This window comes from Streptomyces sp. AMJ-169 (assembly GCF_055597585.1).
The window spans coordinates 1-20,236 of the sequence record NZ_JBVLTJ010000025.1 but is presented as its reverse complement, the minus strand read 5'-3'; the positions used below and the strand labels follow the sequence as shown (position 1 = coordinate 20,236).

Genomic DNA, 20,236 nt, shown 5'->3' with positions numbered 1-20,236 from the left:
AACTACACCCAGGTCCGGGGGCGGTAACGGTTGGCACGTTCCACCAGGTCGATCCTCTCCTCACCGGCGGTGGCCAGCCGGGCCAGCGCGCGGTACGAGCGCTCCAGGCCGAAGCGCAGGCCCCGCTCGTCGAGATCGCTGCCGAGCAGCGACCGCCGCGTCGCGGCTCCGCCCCCGGAGAGTATCCAGTCCAGGGCGGCGCCGAGGACTTCCGCCGACAGCCGCGCACGCCGGCCGGCGTCCAGACCGTACGCGTCCAGCGCCTCGACCTGCGCCGCCGCCGCGGTGAGATCCTCCAGGAAGGGTACGTCCCCGGCGCCGCCGGCCCGCCCCCGCAGCCGCGCCCGCACCGCCGCGACCCGGGCGGCCGTGTAGTGGATGGACGTCTCCGGCACCGACTCCAGCGTCTTCACGGCCGTACGGCGCTCCCCGCCCGCGAGTTGGACTCTGGCCAGCGCGAACGCCGCGCTCACGTAGCTCGGGTCGGTGGCCCAGACGAGGCGGTAGTACTCGGCGGCGTTGTCGAGCTGCCCCAGCACCTCCGCGCACAGGCCGAGGGCGAGTTTGGGGGCGACTTCGCCGGGGAAGGCGTCGTAGACGCCGTCAAAAGCGAGCGCGGCCCGCTCATGATCTCCGATGACGAGCGAGACGATCCCCCCGCACCAGACGACTCGCCAGTCTTCAGGATGCTCACTCTCCAGCGCCCGCAGCAGAGTTACGCCGTCCCGGACGTCCCCGCACTCCAGCTTGGCCAGCACCAGCCGCAGCCGCGTCTCGACGGACGGATCGGCGACGACCTCAAGCACCCCGACCAGCTCACGCGGCCCGGAGGCGACGAGCCCGGCGAGGAACCCGGCATCGGGGTCGGCGGAATCGACAAGGGGTACAGGCAGCGCAAGCCCGGCCCGGCCGGCGTCAGCGGGGTTGACGAACGCCCTAACGGCTCCGCCGCCTCGAATCTCGGCACCTCCGGTGCCGGCGAGAAGGGGGGCCGAAGAGGGGGAGTTGGAGGGGGCCGGGGAAGCGGGCTTCGTGGACGCGGAGTTGGCGGCGAGCGGGTCGCCTGCCGCCCGGCGAGGCGAGTATCGGGTGGGGGAAGTCGAAGGGGAGCTGGGGGAGTTGGGGTCGGGAACGGAGTTGCCGTAGGCGGAAGCTTGGGGGAGCGGGGGTTGGCCGGAGCTGCCGGAGCTACCGGAAGCCGAAGCACCGGGAAGCGCCCCTCCAGCAGAAGCCGAAGCGCCGAGCGCCGAGCCAACTCCCGTACCAGCAGCGGAGTTTCCGTACCCCGAACCCACAGACCCCACCCCCTTCCCCCTTCTCCCGAACACCCCCACCCTCTCCCGTCCCCCCAGTTGAGACACCTCCCCCTCCCCAGGAAACAACTCCGTGTCCGTCACCCGGAGTTCAGGGCCGAACAGTGTCGACAGCGCCGGGCGGGCGCGGCCCGACTGGAGGGAGACGACCTCTCTCAGGACCCCCGTCAGCTGTTCCGACATCTCCTGGGCCGACGAGAAGCGGCGCGCGGGATCGGGGTCGGTGGCGCGGACCAGGAGGCGGTAGAAGGACTCGTACGTACGGAAGACCTCGATGTGATCGGGATCGGGGAGCGAGTCCGCGAAGACCGTCGTATAGCCCTGGAAGTCGAAGCTCAGGACCGCCAGTGTCCGCCCCACCGTGTACAGGTCGGACGCCACCGACGGGCCCACCTCCGCGACCTCCGGCGCCTGATAGCCGACCGTGCCGTAGATCGCCGACTCCTCGTCGTCCATCCTCCGCACCGCGCCCATGTCGATGAGCTTGAGCTGGTCCTCCGTCTGGATGGCGTTGTCGACCTTGAAGTCGCAGTAGAGGAGGTTACGGCTGTGGAGATGGCCGAGGGCCTCCAGCGCCTCGATCCCGTACGCGCAGGCCTGCTCGACCGGCAGCGGATCGCGGTGCCCCTCGGGCGTGCGGCGGGCGTTCGCGATCTCCTTCAGGGACTTGCCGCCGACGTACTCCATGACGATGTAGCCGTCCAGCGAGCCGGTGCGCGGGTCGAGATGCTCGACGAAGTTGTAGATCCGGACGATGTTGGCGTGCTCGATCTCCGCGAGGAACCGCCGCTCGGAGATCGCGGCGGCCATCGCGTCCTGGTCCCCGGTGTCGAGAAGCCCCTTCAGCACCACCCACCGGTCCGCCACCGCACGGTCCACCGCGAGATAGATCCAGCCGAGCCCGCCGTGCGCGAGACACCCGGCCACCTCGTACTGGCCGTGCACGACATCCCCGGACGCCAACTTCGGTACGAAGGAGTACGGGTGGCCGCACTTCGTGCAGAACCCCTCGGTCCGCCCCGCCCGCTCCCCGCGTGAACGCCCCACGGGCGCACCGCAGTCGGAGCGCGAGCAGAACCGCTTGCGCTCGGGCACCTCGGCCCGCTCCAGGACCATCGCGCGCGGGTCGGGACGCGGCACCTTCGGCACGGACACCAGCCCCGCCCCGAGCCGCGACCGCCCGGACGACTCCCCGGAGGCCGCCCCCGAACCCCGCACGGACACCGCCGCCCCGGACCGCCCCGACAGCCGCCCGGACACCGACCGGCGCGAACGCGAGGACTGCGAGCCGCTGGACTTCTCCGTCGGCGCCGAGACACTGCTGGTGGGCGGCGAACCGAGCACCCCTTCCCCAAGCTCTCGGCTCCGCTCGACCAGGGGAGACCCCAATGGCGAGACGACAGGGGCGAGCCCGCACGTGTCGCAGTACAGCTCACCGCCGCCGACGTCCTCGTACGCCCCCTCACACCCGGGCCGCTGGCAGCTCTGGCCGGCTCCGCTCATGAACACCCTCCCCCTTACGACCGGTCCCGCTGCACGGCCAACTGCTCGGCCGCCAGCCGCTGGTAGCGCAGTACGGCCTGTTCGGCGACGCGCAGATCACAGGGCGCGCTCCACAGCATGCGGCGCGCGGTGTCGTACCGCTCGACGAGGAACGGGTCCTCGGCGAGGCCGTGCCGCGCCACCTTCGCCTTGTACGCGTCGAGCCGGCCGCGCAGCTCCGCGCGGACCGCGAGCGGGGCGGTGACCGCGCCCAACTGCTCGCGTGCGCGCTCCAGTTCGTCCTCCGCCTTGCGCTCGAGGGACTCCAGGAGCGGGGAGAGGCGGTGCCACTGGCCCTGTCTGCGGTACTCGGCGGCGAGCGCGAGCTGTTCCTGGAGGACGGTCGGGGGGCCGTTGACCACCGGGACCTCGGTCGCCGCGATCTTCGCCAGCACCTCCCCGCGCGCGGCCCGCGCCTCCGCGAGCGTGCGGTCGGCGCGCGAGAGGACGTCCCGCAGCCGCACCAGCCGCTGCTCGGCGTCCTGGCGGACCGTCAGCACGGCCTCTATCTCCCGGCGCACGTCCTCCAGGGCGCGCGCCTCCCGGTCGTACACGGCCGTGTCGGGACGGCCGCCGCCGGGGGCCGAACTGCCCTTCGCCGGGAGCCAGTAGGCCAGCGGGTCGGAGACGACGGCGGCGCGCAGGACGGTCAGGGCGCGGGTGATGTCCTCCAGGTCGTCGCCCGAAGGGTGCTCGCCGGGGCGTACGCCCACCGAGTGGGCGAGGTGGCGGGTGCGCTGGAGCTCGGCGGCGAGTAAATCGATCCGTGCGGGCAGCGCGGACCAGACGGCGTCGGCGGCGACGACCAGGTCGAGCGAGGACGCGTACAGGTCGTTCATCCGGTCCACCAGCGCGGCCAGCGTGAAACTCTCGCTGAGCACCCCCGCCTCCGCGCCGGTCACTGCGACCGACTCGCCGCGCAGCAGCTCCGTCAGCTCCACCAGGTCCTCGCGGGAGGACCAGCGGCGCCGGGAACGGATCTCGCGGGCGGCGCGCAGCCGGGCGGTGTACGCGTCGAAGTACGTCCACAGCAAGGTGATCCGGGCGTCCGTCGCGCTCCAGCGCTCGTGGGTCACGCCGGTCAGCTCGGCGCCCTCCAGCAGCCGCCGGCCGGCGTGGTCCTGGAGCGCCAGCAGGGAGGTCTCGATCGCCTCGTGCTCCTGGCCGAGCCTGGCCAGCGCACGGTCCACCTCGTCCCGGTCCATCACCGGACCGGGGGCTCCCGCGACGCCCATCGATCACCTCTCGTTCGTCAAGTCACGTGTGTCCGGCCCCCGTCGGCCCCGGCTACCCGGCGCGCTGGTAGACGGCCGGGCTGGGCGGCCGGTACTGCGCGGGACTGCCCTTCATGGTCTGGCTCAGCCACTTGTCGTACGCCGCCTGCCAGCCGTTCGTGCCGTCCGCCAGGTACTGGGCGAGGATCTGGTTGACCCGGCGTACCAGATCGTCGGCGCCCTTCTTCATCGCCACGCCGTAGTAGTCGGTCGTGAACGCCGGGCCCTTCAGCTCGATCGTCGGGTCCTGGGCGGCCTGTCCGGCGGCGAGCGCGCCGTCGGTGACGACCGCGTCGGCCTCGCCCAGCTGGAGCCGTACCAGGCAGTCCAGTTGGTTGGGGACCGTGAGCGATATGTCGGTGGTCGCGGGCAGGATGTCCGCCTTCTTGTCGGCCGTCAGCTTGGCTAGGGCGGTCGAACCGGCCGCCGTACAGATCTTCTTGCCCGCGAGGGACTTGTCGTACCCCGTGATCTTCAACGACTTGGCGGCGAGGACCTGCTGGCCGGTCCTGAAGTAGGGGGCGGAGAAGTCGACTTGCTTGACGCGGTCGCAGCTGATCGTCATCGTGCGCACGACCATGTCGACGATGCCGCTGCGGATCGCCGGGATGCGCTGGTCGGTCGGGATCGCCTTGAACTGCACGGCGTTGGGGTCGCCGAGGATGTCCTGAGCGATGCGGTGGACCAGGTCGATGTCGAAGCCCTCCAGAGAAGTGCCCTCGTTGTTCGGGTTGCGGTAGCCCCAGCGGTAGCTGTTCTGGTCGATGCCGACGATCAGCTTGCGCAGCTCGCCCTTGCGGGCCTTGATCGCGGCGATCGCCGGCCCGTCGGCCCCGGACGGGGCGAGGGTCTGCCGCTCCGGGCTCTTGCAGTCCCCGCCCGCGACCTGGACGCCGTCGGCGACGGCTCTCGGGTCGGTGCGGTGGCCGTGGGCGCCGGGCAGCAGCAGGACGATGACGAGGGCGAGGACGCAGAGGACGGCCATGGCACCGACCCCGCCCCACCCCTTCAGCGCGCGCGACACCGTGCCTCCTCTCGTGGGTCCCCCGGTGGTCCTTGCCGCGCCGGTCCGTTTCAGTCGCCCTGTGCTCCGGGCCGCGCCGCTCACCGGTACTCCGACAGCCTGCGCCCGATGCCGACGACCGCGCCCGCCGCGCCCAGCACCGCCAGCGTGCCGGCCCCGGCGGGCAGCCCGTCCAGAGCCGCGCGGCCGTCCCGCGCGGCCCGCTTGAACTCACCCTGCTCATGCTCCAGGGCGACGTCCAGACTCTTGTCGACGTTGTCGAAAGAGGCGCCGGTCGCCGCGCCCGGGCCGATGACCAGTTGCAGCGCCTGGTCGTAATTGCCGTTCAGGTCCTGGCCGCGGGCCTCCTTGTGCCGCCGCGCCCACTCCTCGACGCTGCGCTCGGCGGAGGCGACCGGAGCGCGGCCCGCCCGGTCGTCGGCCAGCCGCGCGGCGGCGTCCAGGTTCTTGCCGAGGTCCGCCATGTCGGCGTCGTAGCTGGTGTCGTACGCGTCCTTTGTCTGACCGCCGACCTTGACGGTCTCCGCGCCGCGCGAGACCAGGGTCAGGTTCTCGTTGCCCCGGGCCTTCAGGGAGGCGATCCGCGCGTCGTGCAGCACCTTCAAGGAGCGCACGCCGTGGTCGTAGGAGCTGTTCAGCTGGGCCCGCGCCACGCTGTGGCCGGCCGCCAGCCACAGCAGGACGACGGCCGTCGCCGCGCCGGCCGCGACCAGGCCGGGGCTGAGGACCCGGTTCGTGCGCCGGTACTCGCGCAGGCCCGTCCAGGCGAGGGCGGCCAGCGTGAGGACGCCGAGGGCGAGGGCGGCCCAGGGGTACGGGGTCGCGTCCGCGTAGTCCGCGTCCAGCCGCTGGTTCTCCCTGGTGTAGAGGTCCTCCGCGGCTTTCAGCATCTCGGTCTGCATCTTCTGGTTGGCGTAGCGCAGATAGGCGCCGCCGACCGGGAAGCCCTGCCGGTTGTACGTACGGGCCGACTCGACCAGGCCCTTGTACTCCGGGAGCAGCTTGTTCAGGGTCGTGATCGCCTCGGCGGAGGGGGAACCCGGCTCCGCGTTGTTCGCCGCGGTGATCAGCTTCTCGGCGGCGGTGTCGACGTCGTCCTCGTACCGCTGCCGCGAGCGCGCCGTCTCCTGTCCGCCGGCCAGGAAGCCGCTGGAGGCGACCGTGTTGGCGTCGGCCAGGGAGCGGTAGATGTCGGCGGCGGCCGTGCTCAGGGGCTGGCTCTTGTGCAGGACGTCGTCCGCTGCGGCCGTCCGGTCGTTCATCTGCCAGGCGGTCACCGCGCCGAACGCGAGGACCAGGACGGCCAGGAGGGCGCCGATGATCCGGAGGCGGCCGGGTTCGGTGCCGGCGGCGCGGCGGAGGCGGTCGGTGTTCTCGGCCCAGGCGGAGCGTGGGCGGGGCACGGCTGGAACTGCTCTTGGTTCCGCTTCCGGCGGATTCGCCACTGCTGACCTCCCCCATGGTCACGTTCAGCCGTAAATATCACTAAGAGTCGTCCGCTGTACACCAGGCCTCTCACCTTTGAGAACGCGAGCCGTGAGGATTCGGTTCCTTATTCGGTTTCCGGGACGGAAAGGGCGGGCCGGCGGGGCGGAGGGGCACCCCCGGGAGGCGGCGCACAGCCTTCACCGAGTGGCAACCCCCACGTCACCACCCGAAACTTGAATGAACACAGGTCACACCTTTAACCCGGCGCGCCCCCGGAAACCTACGCTCTCCTTCACCGCGTCCCGGCCCGCCGCCCCACGCGCCACCCCCCACCCCCTCGCGCGAAAGAACGGCCCTCCATGCCCGACAGCCCGGACACGGCCCCCCGGCCGACCACCCGCACCTCCGACTACACCGCCCGCCTCACCCGCCTGGAGACCTCCGGCCTCAAGCGCCTCCTGCCCACCCAGGCGCCCTACCGCTGGAACCTGCGCCGGCTGAAACTGGGCCGCGTGCTGGACGTCGGCTGCGGACTCGGCCGCAATCTCCTCAACTGCGGCCCCGACAGCGTGGGCGTCGACCACAACGCCCACTCGGTCGAGGTCTGCCGCTCCCGCGGCCTCACCGCCTACACCCCCGACGAACTCGCCACCGCCCCCGACTGCGCCCCCGGCTCCTTCGACAGCCTCCTGTGCGCGCACGTCCTGGAGCACATGGACGAGACCCTCGCGGCGGACGTCCTGTCCCAGTACCTCCCCCTGATAAAGCCCGCAGGCAAGGTCGTCCTGATAACCCCCCAGGAGGCCGGCTACAAGACCGACGCCACCCACATCCGCTTCGTGGACTTCCCCGGCCTCCACGCCCACGCGGACAAGGCGGGCATATCGATAGACCGCACGTACTCCTTCCCCTTCCCCCGGCCGGTCGGGAAGGTGTTCCCGTACAACGAGTTCGTACTGGTGGGGAGGGTCGCGGCCTGACCCCGGCCCGCTGAACCCCCGTCGCGGCGGGGGTTTTCCGCATCCCGCTATTCACTCAGTACATATATCGAGTGCATAATGATCCGCATGAGCACCCGCCACATCCTCCTCGGCCTGCTCGTCGCGGGCCCCGGCCACGGGTACGACCTCAAGCGGCGCCACGACGAACGCTTCCCGCAGGCCCGGCCGCTGGCGTACGGGCAGGTGTACACGACCCTCCAGCGGCTGGTGCGGGACGGGCTGGCCGAGGTGGAGGGGACCGGGGCGGACGGCGGGCCCGAGCGGACGCTGTACCGGCTCACCGGGGACGGGGAACGCGAGCTGCGGCAGTGGGCCGGCGCGGTCGCCCCGCCCGCGCCCTTCGTCGTGAACGAGATCTTCGCCAAGGTCGTCGTCGCCATCCTCGCCGGCGCCGACCCGGCCGGATACCTGCGCGCCCAGCGCGAGGCGCACATGGCCAGGATGCGGGAGCTGACCGGCGTGAAGACCGCGAAGGGCGCCGGCCTCGCGACCGTCCTGTCCGCCGACTACGCCCTCAACCACCTTGACGCGGACCTCCGTTGGATGACCACCACGGCGGCCCGCCTCACCACTCTGACCGCGGAGGTCGACGCAGGATGAACGAGACCGGGGGGACCCCGCTCCTGACGGGGCAGGGCATCTGGAAGGCGCACGGCCCGACCAGCGCGCTGCGCGGCGCCGCACTGGAACTCGCGGAAGGGGAGATCCTCGCCGTCACCGGCGCCAGCGGCAGCGGCAAGTCCACGCTGCTGCACTGCCTCGCCGGGATCGTCCGGCCCGACAAAGGCGCCGTCGTCTACGACGGAGTCCGCCTCGACGAGCTCCCCGAGCGCCGCCTCAGCGCACTGCGCCGCACCGACTTCGGCGTCGTCTTCCAGTTCGGCCAGCTCATCCCCGAACTGACCGCCGTCGACAACGTCGCCCTGCCCCTGCTGCTCGCCGGCCGGGCGCAGAGCGCCGCGCGGGAACAGGCGCGGGAGTGGCTGGAGCGGTTCGGCGTGCTCGGGCAGGCGCTGCTGCGGCCCGGCGAGCTGAGCGGCGGCCAGGCCCAGCGCACCGCCCTCGCCCGCGCCCTGATCACCGGCCCGCGCGTGGTCTTCGCCGACGAACCCACCGGCGCCCTCGACTCCCTCGCCACCGAACAGGTCATGACCGCCCTCACCCACACCGCCCGCGAGACCCGCACCGCGCTCCTCCTCATCACCCACGACCCCCAGGTCGCCGCCTACGCGGACCGCGAGACCCGCCTGACGGACGGCACGACCGAGCCGGCGGGGGCATGGGCATGAGCGACGCGAGCTTCATGGGGGAGGGCCCCCGAGCCGGCGAGGACAGCCCCCGCCCCCTGTTCAACGACCTCCGCCTCGCCTGGACCCTCACCCGCGGCTGCGGCCGGCGGGAGTGGTGGCGGGTCGGGCTGACCGCCGCCGGCGCCGGGCTCGCGACGGGGCTCGCGCAGGCGGCCGTCGTCGTGGGCTCGCTGCGCGGACAGGTCCATGTCTCTTACGGCAACGGCCTGTTGGACCGGCCCGGCGAGCGGGCCGGGATCGTCTTCGGGCTGGCCGTGCTGCTGATCCCCGTGCTCGGGTTCCTCGGGCAGTGCGCCCGGGTCGGGGCCGTGCGGCGGGACCGGCGGCTGGCCGGGCTGCGGCTGGCGGGGGCCGGGGCGGGGCAGGTACGCAGGATCGCCGGGTTCGAGACCGGGCTCGCCTGCCTCGCCGGCGCCCTGCCCGTCACGCTCGCCGGGGCCGTGGCCGTACTGCGGCTGTGGACCTCGCCGACCACCCTGACCTGGGCCGGGATGGCCGTCGTCGCGCTCGCCGTGCCCGTGCTGGGCGCCGCGGCCGGGGCGGTGGCGCTGCGGCGGGTCGTGGCGTCGCCGCTGGGGTGGGTCCGGCGGGTGCCGGCGGACCGGCGGACACCGGCGCTGCCGGCCGCCCTCGTCGTCGTACCGCTCGGCGCGACCGCGCTGCTCGGCGGGAAGGGGCCCGCGCTGGCGGCGCTGGTGATCGAGGTGAGCGCCGGGACCGTCTGGCTGGCCGGGGTCTGGGCCGGGCTCGCCGGGCGGCTGCTGGCGCGGCGGGCGCGGACGGCGGCCGTGCTGATCGCGGCGCAGCGGCTGCGGGCCGACCCGTGGGCGGCGGCCCGTACACACGCGGCGGTGCTGCTCGTGACGGTCGTCGGCACCGGCTTCGCCGGCGTCCGGCACGTCTTCCTCACCGACCTGCTCACCGGGAACCTCGCGGCCGGCGCCGGCTTCTACACCACCGGCCTCGACCTGACCGCCGTCGCGATCGGCGCCGGCGCCCTGCTCACCTTCTGCGGGCTCGCCGTCGGCACGGCGGAGTCGGTCGCGAGCCGGCGCCGGGGCCTCGCCGCCCAGGTCGCCGCCGGAGTGCCGTACGCCGTGCTGGGCCGGGCGCTGCTGCTGGAGACGGCGCTGCCGCTGGCGGTGCCCGTGCTGCTCGCCGGGGCGGGCGGGCTGGCCGTCGGCGCCGGGTACGCGGCCCTCGTCGCCGGCGCCCCGGCCGTCCCGTACGGCGGTCTGCTCGTCCCCCTCGGGGTCTACGCCGCCTGTCTGCTGGCCGCCGCGACCTCGCTGCCGCTGCTGCGGCGGGCCGTGCGGCCGGGGGAGCTGCGCTACACGTAGCGCACGCCCCGCCGCCCCGGGAGCACAGGGGACTCCCGGGGCGGCGGGATACGCGAAGGCCCGGATCTCAGGCTGAGATGCCGTCGATCCGGGCCAGGGCGTCGTCCGCGCCGTACGGCTGGAGGTACGGCAGCCAGCGCGGGTCCCTATGGCCGGTGCCGATGATGCGCCAGGCCAGGCCGGTGGGTGGGGCGGGTTTGTGGCGCAGGCGCCAGCCGATCTCCGTGAGGTGGCGGTCGGCCTTCGTGTGGTTGCAGCGGCGGCAGGACGCCACCACGTTGTCCCAGACGTGCTTGCCCCCGCGGCTGCGCGGGATGACGTGGTCGACGCTGGTTGCGACGCCACCGCAGTACATGCACCGGCCCCCGTCGCGCGCGAACAGGGCGCGGCGGGTGAGGGGGACCGGACCCCGGTAGGGGACCCGGACGAATCGCTTCAGCCGGACCACGCTGGGCGCGGAGACGGTGACGGTCGCGCTGTGCAGATAGGCGCCGGATTCCTCCAGGGAGACAGCCTTGTTCTCCAGGACGAGTATGAGCGCGCGGCGGAGCGGTACGACGCCGAGCGGCTCGTACGACGCGTTGAGTACCAGGACATGCGGCACGGGGCTGCCTCCTTGGGCGTCGGCGGCGCGTGGCTCGCGCCGGGACGATCTGGTAGCCAGTTTCCCCTCTTGCCTGGTGAACGCGCCACCATCTGCCGGTAACGGGCTGGGAGTGTTTTCGACCACACACCCCGGTGACGCCTTGTGTCCATGGGTGAGCCTTGTCTCTGTCCCCCCGCATACGACAGAACTCCACACAATGCCCCGTTAGTGTGGTGGGCCTGTCCGCCCGGTGACCTTTTCGTGATCTGCGGCGGCAAGCCGCTCCTGGAGGTCCCCGCCGTGTCCCTGTCCGCCGCCCTGCTCGCCGACGCCTCGACGTCGCCGTCCCCCTCGCCGTCCCCGTCACCGTCACCGGTCGTGACGGTGCCGACGTTCCAGGACGCGCAGGAGAGCGCGACGAACGCGGCGAGCTGGGTCGAGCAGAACTGGTCGACCTGGCTCGCGATCGGCCTCAGGGTCCTGCTGATCATCGTCATCGCGGCGGTCCTGCGGAAGATCGTCCTGCGCGCGATCACCAAGCTCATAGACCGCATGACCCGCACCGTCGAATCCGTCGACGGCACCGCCCTCGGCGGCCTCCTCGTCAACGTCGAGCGCCGCCGCCAGCGCTCCCAGGCCATCGGCTCCGTGCTGCGCTCGGTCGCCTCCTTCCTCATCCTCGGCACCGCCGCCCTGATGGTCCTGTCCGCCTTCCAGATCAACCTCGCCCCCCTCCTCGCCTCGGCGGGCGTCGCGGGCGTCGCGATCGGTTTCGGCGCCCGCAACCTCGTCACGGACTTCCTCTCCGGCGTCTTCATGATCCTCGAGGACCAGTACGGCGTCGGCGACCAGATCGACGCCGGCGTCGCCACCGGCGAGGTCATCGAGGTCGGCCTGCGCGTCACCAAGCTGCGCGGCGGGGACGGCGAGATCTGGTACGTCCGCAACGGCGAGATCAAGCGCATCGGCAACCTCTCCCAGGGCTGGGCCACGGCCGGCGTCGACGTCACGGTGAAGCCCACGGAGGACCTGCCCCGCATCAAGGCGGTCCTGACCGAGGTGGCCGAACAGATGGCGAAGGAGGAGCCCTGGAACGAACGCCTCTGGGGCCCCATCGAGATCCTCGGCCTCGACAGCGTCCTGCTGGACTCCATGGTCATCCGCCTCTCCGCGAAGACCATGCCCGGCAAGGCCCTGTCGGTGGAACGCGAACTGCGCTGGCGCGTGAAGCTGGCCTTCGACACGGCGGGCATCAGGATGGTCGGCGGCACGACCGCCCCGGCCGAGGAAACCCCCACCGACCCCACATCCACCGTCGCGGCCCCGTCGGTCTTCGCGAACGCGGACTCGCCCCAGGTGGCGGCTACGACCCCGATAGCACCCCGGACCGCGGGGAAGTAGCACCCCGTACGACAGGTGGACTATCCCCCCGCCCCGGGTAGACACGCCCCATGCCCCCCTCGCCCGCACCCCTCACCCGCCTGGCCGAGCTGTACGGCATCGCCCCCGCCTACAGCCCGTCCCCCGGAACGACCGTCGCCGCGACCCCGCAGGCCCTCGCCCGTACCCTCGCCGCCCTCGGCGTCACAGCGGACACCCCGGACGCCGTCCGAGTCGCCCTCGCCGCGCGGGAGCGTGAGCTGGAGGAGCGGCTGGTGCCGCCGACGCTCGTGCAGTGGGAGGGGGAACGCGGGCCGGAGCTGCCCGAAGGGGCGGAGGTACGGGTCGTCACCGAGGCGGGGGAGGTTCACACAGACCTTCTTCAACTGCCGCCCGGTGTCCATCAGTTGACTGTCACCACCCCCGACGGACGCACCGGCGCCGCCCACCTCGTCGTCGCCCCCGCCACCCTCCCCGCACCCCCCGCCCGCTCCCACGGCCTCCTCGTCCAGCTCTACTCCCTCCTCTCCCGCCACTCCTGGGGCATGGGCGACCTCGGGGATCTGAAGGAGCTGACCGAGTGGGCGGGGCGCACTCTCGGGGCCGGGTTCGTGCAGGTCAACCCGTTGCACGCGGCCGTGCCGGGGGCGCCCACCGACCCCTCGCCCTACCGGCCCTCCTCCCGCCGCTTCCCCGACCCCGTCCACCTGCGGATCGAGCGGATCCCCGAGTTCGCGTACGTCCCGCAGGGGCCCGAACTCCTCAAGCGGGCCGAGGCGTTGCGGCAAGCGGTGCTCCAGGAAGGGGAGTTGATCGACCGGGACGCGGTGTGGGCGCTCAAGAAGGAGGCGCTGGAGGCCGTCGTCGACGTCCCCCTCGGGCCCGGACGGCGCGCCGCCTACTGCGACTTCCTCGCCGAGCAGGGCAAAGCCCTTGAGGACCACGCCACTTGGTGCGCGCTGGCGGAGGTGCACGGGAGTGAGTGGCACAGCTGGCCGGCGGCTCTCCGAAACCCCCGGTCCGCCGAAACCGCCCTCGCCCGAAGGGAGTTGATGGACCGCGTCGACTTCCACGCCCGCCTCGCCTGGCTGACGGACACTCAACTCACCGACGTACAGCGCGACACCGCCATGGCCGTAGGCGTCGTGCACGACCTCGCCGTCGGTGTGCACCCCGGCGGCGCCGACGCCTGGGCCCAACAGGACTACTTCGCGGGCGGGATGTCCATCGGCGCGCCCCCCGACGCCTTCAACTCCCTCGGCCAGGACTGGGGGTTGCCGCCCTGGCGGCCCGACCGGCTGGCGGAAGCCGGGTACGCGCCGTTCCGTGAACTGCTGCGCGCGCTGCTGCGCTACGCCGGCGGGCTGCGCATCGACCACGTCATGGGGCTGTTCCGGCTGTGGTGGGTGCCGGAGGGCGGCGCGCCGGTCGACGGCGCCTATGTCCGCTACGACGCCGAGGCGATGCTCGCCGTCCTCGTCCTGGAGGCCTCCCGCGCCGGAGCGCTCGTCATCGGCGAGGACCTCGGGACCGTCGAGCCGGGCGTACGCGAGACCCTGCGCCGCCGGGGGATCCTCGGGACGTCCGTGCTGTGGTTCGAGCGGGACTGGGACGGCGACGGCCGCCCGATCCCGTACGACCGCTGGCGGGCCGGCTGCCTCGCCACCGCGACCACCCACGACCTGCCGCCCACGGCGGCCCGCCTCGCCGGCGACGACGTCGAGCTGCGCCACCGCCTCGGCCTGGCGACGGGCCCCCTGGAACGGGAACGCGCCACGGCGGCGGCCGACGTCCGCGAATGGCTCGCCGCCCTCGGCGCCACCGGCGCCGGCGAGGAGGAGCAGATCAAGGCCGTGTACCGGTTCCTGGCCCGCACCCCCGCCGCCCTCGTCGGCCTCTGGCTCCCGGACGCGGCCGGCGACCGCCGCCCGCAGAACCTGCCCGGAACCTGGGACCAGTACCCCAACTGGCGGCTGCCGATCGCGGACGCGCAAGGACGCCCGGTGACCCTGGAGGACCTGGCCGCCTCCCCGAGGGCGCACGCGCTGGCCCACGCCCTGCGGACCTCCCTGAACACCCCTTAAGGCACCCCGGACGAGCGCCCCTCCCGGGCGTTCGCTACTTTTGCACCGTGGACAAGAAGAACGCCTTGCGCGCCGGCACCCTGGCGGCCGGTACGACGCTGATGATGCTGCTGTTGTCGTCCCCCGCGCTCGCGCTGACCCGTGACGACGGTGACGACCCCGGTCCGGGCCTGAGCGCCATCGACACCATCGGCCTGTTCGTCGTCGCCCCGATCGCGCTGTTCGTCGTCATCGCGGGCCTCGTCTGGGTCCTGGACAAGTCCAAGGACCGCGAGCCCAAGCCCGCCAAGAACAAGGTCCCGGCAAAGGCCTGACACCTTTGACCTGATCTGAGGGGCGCCGCCCCCGCCGCCGTACGACGATGGAACGCGTACGACGACGGAGCCGGCGCCCTCTTCGGCGTCGCCTCCGCCTCGAACCGGACTGGAGGCAGCGCCATGACCGTCCCCCGCCCTCGCCCCGTCGTCATCGTCGGAGCCGGCCCCACCGGACTGCTCCTCGCGGGAGACCTCGCACCCCACGTCCCCGTGATCCTCCTGGAACGCCGCCCCCCGGGCATCGCCAACCTCACCCGCGCGTTCGCCCTGCACGCCCGCAGCCTGGAGCAGCTCGACGCGCGCGGCGTCGCCGACGAACTCGAGGCGACCGGCCACCCCCTGCGCCACCTCGTCATGTTCGGCGGCCTGGACATCGACCTCGGCACCCTCAAGTCCCGCTACCCGCACGCCCTGGTCATCCCCCAGTACGAGGTCGAACGCGTCCTCCTGGACCGCGCGCAGAAAGCGGGCGCGGACATCCGCTACGACCACGAGGTCACCGGCGTCGACCAGGACGCCGACGGCGTCACCGTCCACATCGACGGCGACCCCCTCCACGCCTCCTACCTCGTCGGCACCGACGGCATGCGCAGCGCCGTCCGCCGCGCCATCGGCGTCCCCTTCCCCGGCAAGTCCGTCATCCGCTCCGTCGTCCTCGCCGACGTCCGCCTCACCACCCCGCCCGAACAGCTCCTCTCGGCCGCCGCCAAGGACGACGCCTTCGCGTTCGTCGCCGACTTCCGCGACGGCTACCACCGCGTCATCGGCTGGCAGCGCGGCCGGGACGTCGACGACCACGAACCCCTCGACCTCCCCGAGGTCAAGGACGCCGTCCGCGCCGCCTTCGGCACCGACTTCGGTATGTACGACGCCCGTTGGCTCTCCCGCTTCCACAGCGACGAACGCCAGGCCCCCGTCTACCGCGTCGGCCGCGTCTTCCTCGCCGGCGACGCCGCGCACGTCCACACCCCCGCCGGCGGCCAGGGCATGAACACCGGCCTCCAGGACGCGGCCAACCTCAGCTGGAAACTGGTCCAGGTCCTCGGCGGCCACGCCGACGACCACCTCCTCGACACCTATCAGTCCGAACGCCACCCCGTCGGCCGCATCGTCGTCCGCAGCAGCGGCGGCCTCATCCGGATGGCCATGGCGACCCGCCCCTGGGAAAAGGCGGTCCGGGCCGGAGCGGTCGCCGTGATCAGCGGCCTCGCACCGATCCGCCACCGGGCCATCGCCCAGGTCAGCGGCATCGGCTACCGCTATCCGGCGCCGTGGGGAGCCCACCCGCTGACGGGGGCGAGGGTGCCGGACGTACGGCTGGCGGGCGGGGGGCGGCTGCACGAGGCACTGAGGGGAGGAAGGTTCGTACTGATCGCGCCGGCCGCCATGGGGGGCTTGCCGGAGTCGAACGGGCGCCTGGCGGTGGGGAGTTGGGCGAGCGGGAGGGGGACGACGGTGCTGGTGCGGCCGGACGGGTATGTGGGGTGGGCGGCGGAGGGGGCGGAACTCGGGGCGGTGAAGCGGGTGTTGGAGGAGAAGGTGGGGTGAACGGAGAAAGGGAGGCGCCCGGAGATCGGATCGCCGGGCGCCTCACCTTTTACTGAACGTCGGCCGCCTGCGCCCGCAACGCCCGCTCAACCCCCGCCTTGGCCTCCGAAACCAGCCTCCGCAGCGCCGCGTTGGGCTCGGCGGAACCCAGCCACGCCTCCGTCCGCTCCACCGTCTCCTGAGTCACCTGAGCCGACGGATACAGCCCGATCGCGATCTGCTGCCCGATCTCATGCGACCGGGAGTCCCAGATCCCCTTCACCACGTCGAAGTACTTCTCCGTGTAGGGCGCCAGCAACTCCCGCTGATCGATCTGCGCGAACCCCCCGATGACCGCCTCCTGAAGGGAGTTGGGCAACGAGTCGGAGTCGATGACGGAGGCCCAGGCCTCGGCCTTGGCCTCGGCGGTCGGACGCGCCGCACGGGCATACGCGGCATGCCGCTCACCGGCCGCCGTCTTGTCCCGCTCGTACTCCCCGGCGATCTCTTCTTCCCCGAACCGCCCCACGACCGCGAGCCGTTGGACGAACGCCCAGCGCAGCTCGGTGTCCACGGCCAGCCCCTCGATGACGGCGGACCCGTCCAACAGGCCCGCCAGCAGGTCGAGTTGATCCGGAGTACGGGCGGCCGTCGCGAACGCCCGCGCCCACGCCAGCTGATGGTCGCTGCCCGGCGCGGCGGAGTCGAGGTGCGCCAGCGTCGCGTCGGTCCACTGGTTCAGCAGCGCGTCCCGGTTGGCCGGCGCGGCATAGATCTCCAGCGCCATCTTCACCTGCCGCTGGAGCGACTGCACGACGCCGATGTCGGACTCCTTGCCGATCCCGGAGAGGACCAGCGAAAGGTAGTCACGCGTGGCGAGTTCGGCGTCCCGCGTCATGTCCCACGCCGACGCCCAGCACAGCGCCCGGGGCAGCGACGACTCGAAGTCCCCGAGGTGCCCGGTGACGAACGCCAGCGACTCGGCGTCGAGCCGGACCTTCGCGTACGACAGGTCGTCGTCGTTGAGGAGGATCACGGCCGGACGGCGCTTGCCGACCAGCTGCGGCACGTCCGTCAGCTCACCGTCGACATCCAGCTCGATGCGCTCGTCACGCACCAACTTGCCGGTGTCGTCGTCGAGTTCGTACAGACCGACGGCGATCCGGTGCGGACGCAGCGTCGGCTCGCCCTTGGCCCCGGCGGGCAGCGCGGGGGCCTCCTGGCGGACGGCGAACGAGGTGATGACGCCGGCGGAGTCGACGGTGACCTCCGGCCGCAGCACGTTGATCCCGGCGGTCTCCAGCCACGCCTTCGACCAGGACTTGAGGTCACGCCCGGAGGTCTCCTCCAGCGCGCCCAGCAGATCGGACAGGCGGGTGTTGCCGAACGCGTGCCGCTTGAAGTACGCCTGCACGCCCTGGAAGAACTCGTCCATGCCGACGTACGCGACGAGCTGCTTCAGCACCGACGCGCCCTTGGCGTACGTGATCCCGTCGAAGTTGACGAGGACGTCGTCCAGGTCCTGGATCTCGGCCATGATCGGGTGCGTGGACGGCAGTTGGTCCTGCCGGTACGCCCACGTCTTCATGGAGTTGGCGAACGTCGTCCACGAGTGCGGCCAGCGCGAGCCGGGGGCGTACGCCTGGCAGGCGATCGACGTGTACGTCGCGAACGACTCGTTCAGCCACAGGTCGTTCCACCACTCCATGGTGACCAGGTCGCCGAACCACATGTGCGCCAGCTCGTGCAGGATGGTCTCCGCGCGCGTCTCGTACGCGGCGTCGGTGACCTTCGAGCGGAACACGTACTGGTCGCGGATCGTGACCGCGCCCGCGTTCTCCATCGCGCCCGCGTTGAACTCCGGGACGAACAGCTGGTCGTACTTCTTGAACGGGTACGCGTAGTCGAACTTCTCCTGGAACCAGTCGAATCCCTGCCGGGTCACCTCGAAGATGGCGTCGGAGTCGAGGAATTCGGCCAGCGAGGGCCGGCAGTAGATGCCGAGCGGGACGGACTGGCCGTCCTTCTCGTACACGCTGTGCACCGAGTGGTAAGGGCCGACGATCAGCGCGGTGATGTACGTCGAGATGCGCGGCGTCGGCTCGAAGATCCAGACGTCGTCCTTCGGCTCCGGGGTGGGGGAGTTGGAGACGACGGTCCAGCCGCTCGGCGCCTTCACCGTGAACTGGAAGGTCGCCTTCAGGTCCGGCTGCTCGAAGGAGGCGAAGACGCGGCGGGCGTCGGGGACCTCGAACTGCGTGTACAGATAGGCCTGTTGGTCGACGGGGTCGACGAACCGGTGCAGTCCCTCACCGGTGTTGGTGTAGGCGCAGTCCGCGACGACCCGCAGGACGTTCGGGCCGGCCAGCAGCGAGGGGAGCGCGATCCGGGAGTCGGCGAACACCTCGGCGGGGTCCAGGGAGTCGCCGTTCAGCGTGACCTCGTGGACGGCCGGAGCGACGAGGTCGATGAAGGTGGCGGCGCCGTCCTGGGCGACGTCGAAGCGCACCGTGGTCACGGACCGGTAGGTACCGCCCTCCTGCGCGCCGGAGAGGTCGAGATCGATCTCGTAAGAGCCAACAGTGAGCAGCGTCGCCCGCTGCTGAGCCTCTGCGCGGGTCAGGTTTGTGCCAGGCACGCGGTCATCTCCTCGTTATGCGTGGGTTGTGGTCATCTTTCCATGGCCCGCCCGCGGGCTCCCATCGGTATGGCGCAGGGCGGACGGACGGAGTCTCCCCAGGGAGGGGCCGCGCCATCCGGTTCTCAGAGCGACGGGCGGGGGCGGGAGAGTGGAACCATGCCCTCCACGACCCCCTGGCCCCCCGTCCTGGCCCTGGCCACGGCCACCTTCTCGGTCGTCACCACGGAAATGCTCCCGGTCGGCCTCCTCACCTCCCTCACCGACACCCTCTCCATCTCCCCCGGCACAGCAGGCCTCACCCTCACCCTCCCCGGCCTGATAGCCGCCCTCTCCGCCCCCCTCCTCCCCGTCCTGGCCCCCCGCGCCGACCGCCGCCGCCTCCTCGTCACCCTCCTCCTCCTGCTGGCCGCGGCCGACCTCCTCTCGGCGCTGGCCCCCACCACCGCGGTCCTCCTCCTCGCCAGAGCCGTCGTAGGCGTCTGCATAGGCGGCATATGGGCCCTGGCCGCAGGCCTCCCGCCCCGCCTGGTCCCCCCGGAGTCAGCGGCGAAAGCCACCTCGATCGTCTTCTCCGGCATAGCGACAGCCTCGGTGGCCGGCGTCCCCGCAGGCACCTACCTGGCCCAACTGACAGGCTGGCGCTGGTCGTTCGCGGCACTGGCGGCCCTGGCGACGACGGCCGCGCTGACCCTCTCCCGCTCCCTCCCGCCCCTCCCGCCCGAACGCCCCGTGAACTTAAGGACGTTCCCCCGCCTCCTGCGCCAACGCCCGCTGAGGAGGGGCCTGTTGGCGGTGGCACTCCTGGTGACGGGCCACTTCGCGGCGTACACGTACGTGAGGCCGCTGCTGGAACGCACACAGAGCTTGCCGCCGGACCAGATCGGCACCCTCCTGCTCTGCTACGGAGTGGCGGGAGTGGCGGGAACGTTCGCAGGAGGAGCGGCAAGCGGCAACCCCCGCCGCACACTCCTGCTCCTGGCCCTGACCCTGGGCACAGCCGTATCCCTCCTGACCCTCACAGGAAACTCCCTCCCCGCGACGATCCCCCTCCTCCTGCTCTGGGGCCTGTCCTACGGCGCCCTCTCGGTGACGGCCCAGACCTGGCTGTCGACCACGGTCCCCCACGCGAGGGAGGCGGCGTCGGCGCTCTTCGCGGGGATCTTCAACACGGCGATAGCGGTGGGGGCGCTGGCAGGGGGGAGGACGACGGACGAGTACGGGTTGACGGCGGTGCTGGGGGTAGGGGCGACGCTGGCGTTCACGGCGATCCCATTGCTACTGACGCTGCCGGCAGGAACCTCAGGGGCGCGGGGCTGTATCTGATGTGCGGCTACCGCCGCGCGGGCGCAAAAACCCACAGACCACCCGCGCCCGGCGAACAACAGCACCCCCTACGACGACTAGGTTCTGTCCGGCGGATCATGGCTGGAGCCATAGCTTGATGGCCGCGGTGGTGACGGTGCCGTGGA

The 20,236-nt window shown here is 72.2% G+C and carries 15 protein-coding genes; 9 read left to right on the top strand and 6 right to left on the bottom strand.

From position 1 onward, the window contains the following. Positions 1-2 precede the first annotated feature (2 nt). The 4 genes from ACYUD3_RS36890 to ACYUD3_RS36875 all read right to left on the bottom strand — a co-directional run bounded on the left by ACYUD3_RS36890 (position 3) and on the right by ACYUD3_RS36875 (position 6,556). The gene (locus ACYUD3_RS36890; protein ID WP_470980325.1) at positions 3-2,816 is read right to left on the bottom strand and encodes a serine/threonine-protein kinase; all 2,814 of its coding nucleotides are present in this window, start codon (positions 2,814-2,816) and stop codon (positions 3-5) included. Positions 2,817-2,830: 14 nt separating this feature from the next. Beyond that, positions 2,831-4,090 carry a coiled-coil domain-containing protein gene (locus ACYUD3_RS36885; protein ID WP_470980322.1) on the bottom strand — a complete coding sequence of 420 codons (1,260 nt, stop codon included), beginning with the start codon at positions 4,088-4,090 and terminating at the stop codon, positions 2,831-2,833. A 52-nt stretch (positions 4,091-4,142) separates the two neighbouring features. Continuing rightward, positions 4,143-5,114 (bottom strand): glutamate ABC transporter substrate-binding protein, encoded by a 972-nt coding sequence (locus ACYUD3_RS36880; protein ID WP_470980476.1) that lies wholly within the window; start codon positions 5,112-5,114, stop codon positions 4,143-4,145. Positions 5,115-5,233: 119 nt separating this feature from the next. Further along, entirely contained in the window at positions 5,234-6,556 is a 1,323-nt protein-coding gene (locus ACYUD3_RS36875; RefSeq protein ID WP_470980319.1) for a hypothetical protein, read from the bottom strand. Between the two features lie 384 nt (positions 6,557-6,940). Here ACYUD3_RS36875 and ACYUD3_RS36870 point away from each other — a divergent pair, with 384 nt between their 5' ends. From ACYUD3_RS36870 to ACYUD3_RS36855, 4 genes are all read left to right on the top strand, one after another. Then, a complete protein-coding gene (locus tag ACYUD3_RS36870) occupies positions 6,941-7,561 on the top strand; it encodes a class I SAM-dependent methyltransferase (protein ID WP_470980316.1) in 621 nt (206 codons plus the stop codon). A gap of 87 nt (positions 7,562-7,648) precedes the next feature. Continuing rightward, on the top strand, positions 7,649-8,182 hold the full coding sequence (locus ACYUD3_RS36865; protein ID WP_470980314.1) for a PadR family transcriptional regulator: 534 nt from the start codon (positions 7,649-7,651) through the stop codon (positions 8,180-8,182). Beyond that, positions 8,179-8,871: an ABC transporter ATP-binding protein gene (locus tag ACYUD3_RS36860; protein WP_470980311.1), complete on the top strand. Its 693-nt coding sequence runs from the start codon at positions 8,179-8,181 to the stop codon at positions 8,869-8,871. Before ACYUD3_RS36865 ends, ACYUD3_RS36860 begins: the two co-directional genes overlap by 4 nt. A 14-nt stretch (positions 8,872-8,885) precedes the next feature. Continuing rightward, positions 8,886-10,232 carry an ABC transporter permease gene (locus tag ACYUD3_RS36855; protein ID WP_470980473.1) on the top strand — a complete coding sequence of 449 codons (1,347 nt, stop codon included), beginning with the start codon at positions 8,886-8,888 and terminating at the stop codon, positions 10,230-10,232. Between the two features lie 67 nt (positions 10,233-10,299). Here the strand turns inward: ACYUD3_RS36855 and ACYUD3_RS36850 are convergent, their stop codons facing one another. After that, the gene (locus ACYUD3_RS36850) at positions 10,300-10,836 is read right to left on the bottom strand and encodes an HNH endonuclease (protein WP_470980308.1); all 537 of its coding nucleotides are present in this window, start codon (positions 10,834-10,836) and stop codon (positions 10,300-10,302) included. A gap of 282 nt (positions 10,837-11,118) precedes the next feature. On the opposite strand from ACYUD3_RS36850, the gene ACYUD3_RS36845 reads away from it, so the two are divergent. The 4 genes from ACYUD3_RS36845 to ACYUD3_RS36830 all read left to right on the top strand — a co-directional run bounded on the left by ACYUD3_RS36845 (position 11,119) and on the right by ACYUD3_RS36830 (position 16,147). After that, a complete protein-coding gene (locus ACYUD3_RS36845) occupies positions 11,119-12,219 on the top strand; it encodes a mechanosensitive ion channel family protein (protein ID WP_470980305.1) in 1,101 nt (366 codons plus the stop codon). A 50-nt stretch (positions 12,220-12,269) separates the two neighbouring features. After that, the gene (malQ, locus tag ACYUD3_RS36840) at positions 12,270-14,282 is read left to right on the top strand and encodes a 4-alpha-glucanotransferase (RefSeq protein WP_470980303.1); all 2,013 of its coding nucleotides are present in this window, start codon (positions 12,270-12,272) and stop codon (positions 14,280-14,282) included. 47 nt (positions 14,283-14,329) lie between these two features. Beyond that, entirely contained in the window at positions 14,330-14,596 is a 267-nt protein-coding gene (locus tag ACYUD3_RS36835) for a hypothetical protein (protein ID WP_470980300.1), read from the top strand. 123 nt (positions 14,597-14,719) lie between these two features. Next, positions 14,720-16,147: an FAD-dependent monooxygenase gene (locus ACYUD3_RS36830; protein ID WP_470980297.1), complete on the top strand. Its 1,428-nt coding sequence runs from the start codon at positions 14,720-14,722 to the stop codon at positions 16,145-16,147. Positions 16,148-16,196: 49 nt separating this feature from the next. Here ACYUD3_RS36830 and pepN read toward each other — a convergent pair whose 3' ends face one another. Further along, complete coding sequence (gene pepN / locus ACYUD3_RS36825) at positions 16,197-18,764, bottom strand: aminopeptidase N (protein WP_470980294.1); 2,568 nt, start codon at positions 18,762-18,764, stop codon at positions 16,197-16,199. Between the two features lie 159 nt (positions 18,765-18,923). Here pepN and ACYUD3_RS36820 point away from each other — a divergent pair, with 159 nt between their 5' ends. Beyond that, positions 18,924-20,090 carry an MFS transporter gene (locus tag ACYUD3_RS36820; RefSeq protein WP_470980291.1) on the top strand — a complete coding sequence of 389 codons (1,167 nt, stop codon included), beginning with the start codon at positions 18,924-18,926 and terminating at the stop codon, positions 20,088-20,090. The last annotated feature ends 146 nt before the right edge of the window (positions 20,091-20,236 follow it).

Excerpts from the sequence above, each read along its gene's own strand:
- ACYUD3_RS36865 (WP_470980314.1), top strand. The coding sequence starts at position 7,649 with ATGAGCACCCGCCACATCCTCCTCGGCCTGCTCGTCGCGGGCCCCGGC.
- ACYUD3_RS36885 (WP_470980322.1), bottom strand. The coding sequence starts at position 4,090 with ATGGGCGTCGCGGGAGCCCCCGGTCCGGTGATGGACCGGGACGAGGTG.
- ACYUD3_RS36870 (WP_470980316.1), top strand. The coding sequence starts at position 6,941 with ATGCCCGACAGCCCGGACACGGCCCCCCGGCCGACCACCCGCACCTCC.
- ACYUD3_RS36860 (WP_470980311.1), top strand. The coding sequence starts at position 8,179 with ATGAACGAGACCGGGGGGACCCCGCTCCTGACGGGGCAGGGCATCTGG.
- ACYUD3_RS36820 (WP_470980291.1), top strand. The coding sequence starts at position 18,924 with ATGCCCTCCACGACCCCCTGGCCCCCCGTCCTGGCCCTGGCCACGGCC.
- ACYUD3_RS36855 (WP_470980473.1), top strand. The coding sequence starts at position 8,886 with ATGGGGGAGGGCCCCCGAGCCGGCGAGGACAGCCCCCGCCCCCTGTTC.
- malQ (WP_470980303.1), top strand. The coding sequence starts at position 12,270 with ATGCCCCCCTCGCCCGCACCCCTCACCCGCCTGGCCGAGCTGTACGGC.
- ACYUD3_RS36830 (WP_470980297.1), top strand. The coding sequence starts at position 14,720 with ATGACCGTCCCCCGCCCTCGCCCCGTCGTCATCGTCGGAGCCGGCCCC.
- ACYUD3_RS36890 (WP_470980325.1), bottom strand. The coding sequence starts at position 2,816 with ATGAGCGGAGCCGGCCAGAGCTGCCAGCGGCCCGGGTGTGAGGGGGCG.
- ACYUD3_RS36880 (WP_470980476.1), bottom strand. The coding sequence starts at position 5,114 with ATGGCCGTCCTCTGCGTCCTCGCCCTCGTCATCGTCCTGCTGCTGCCC.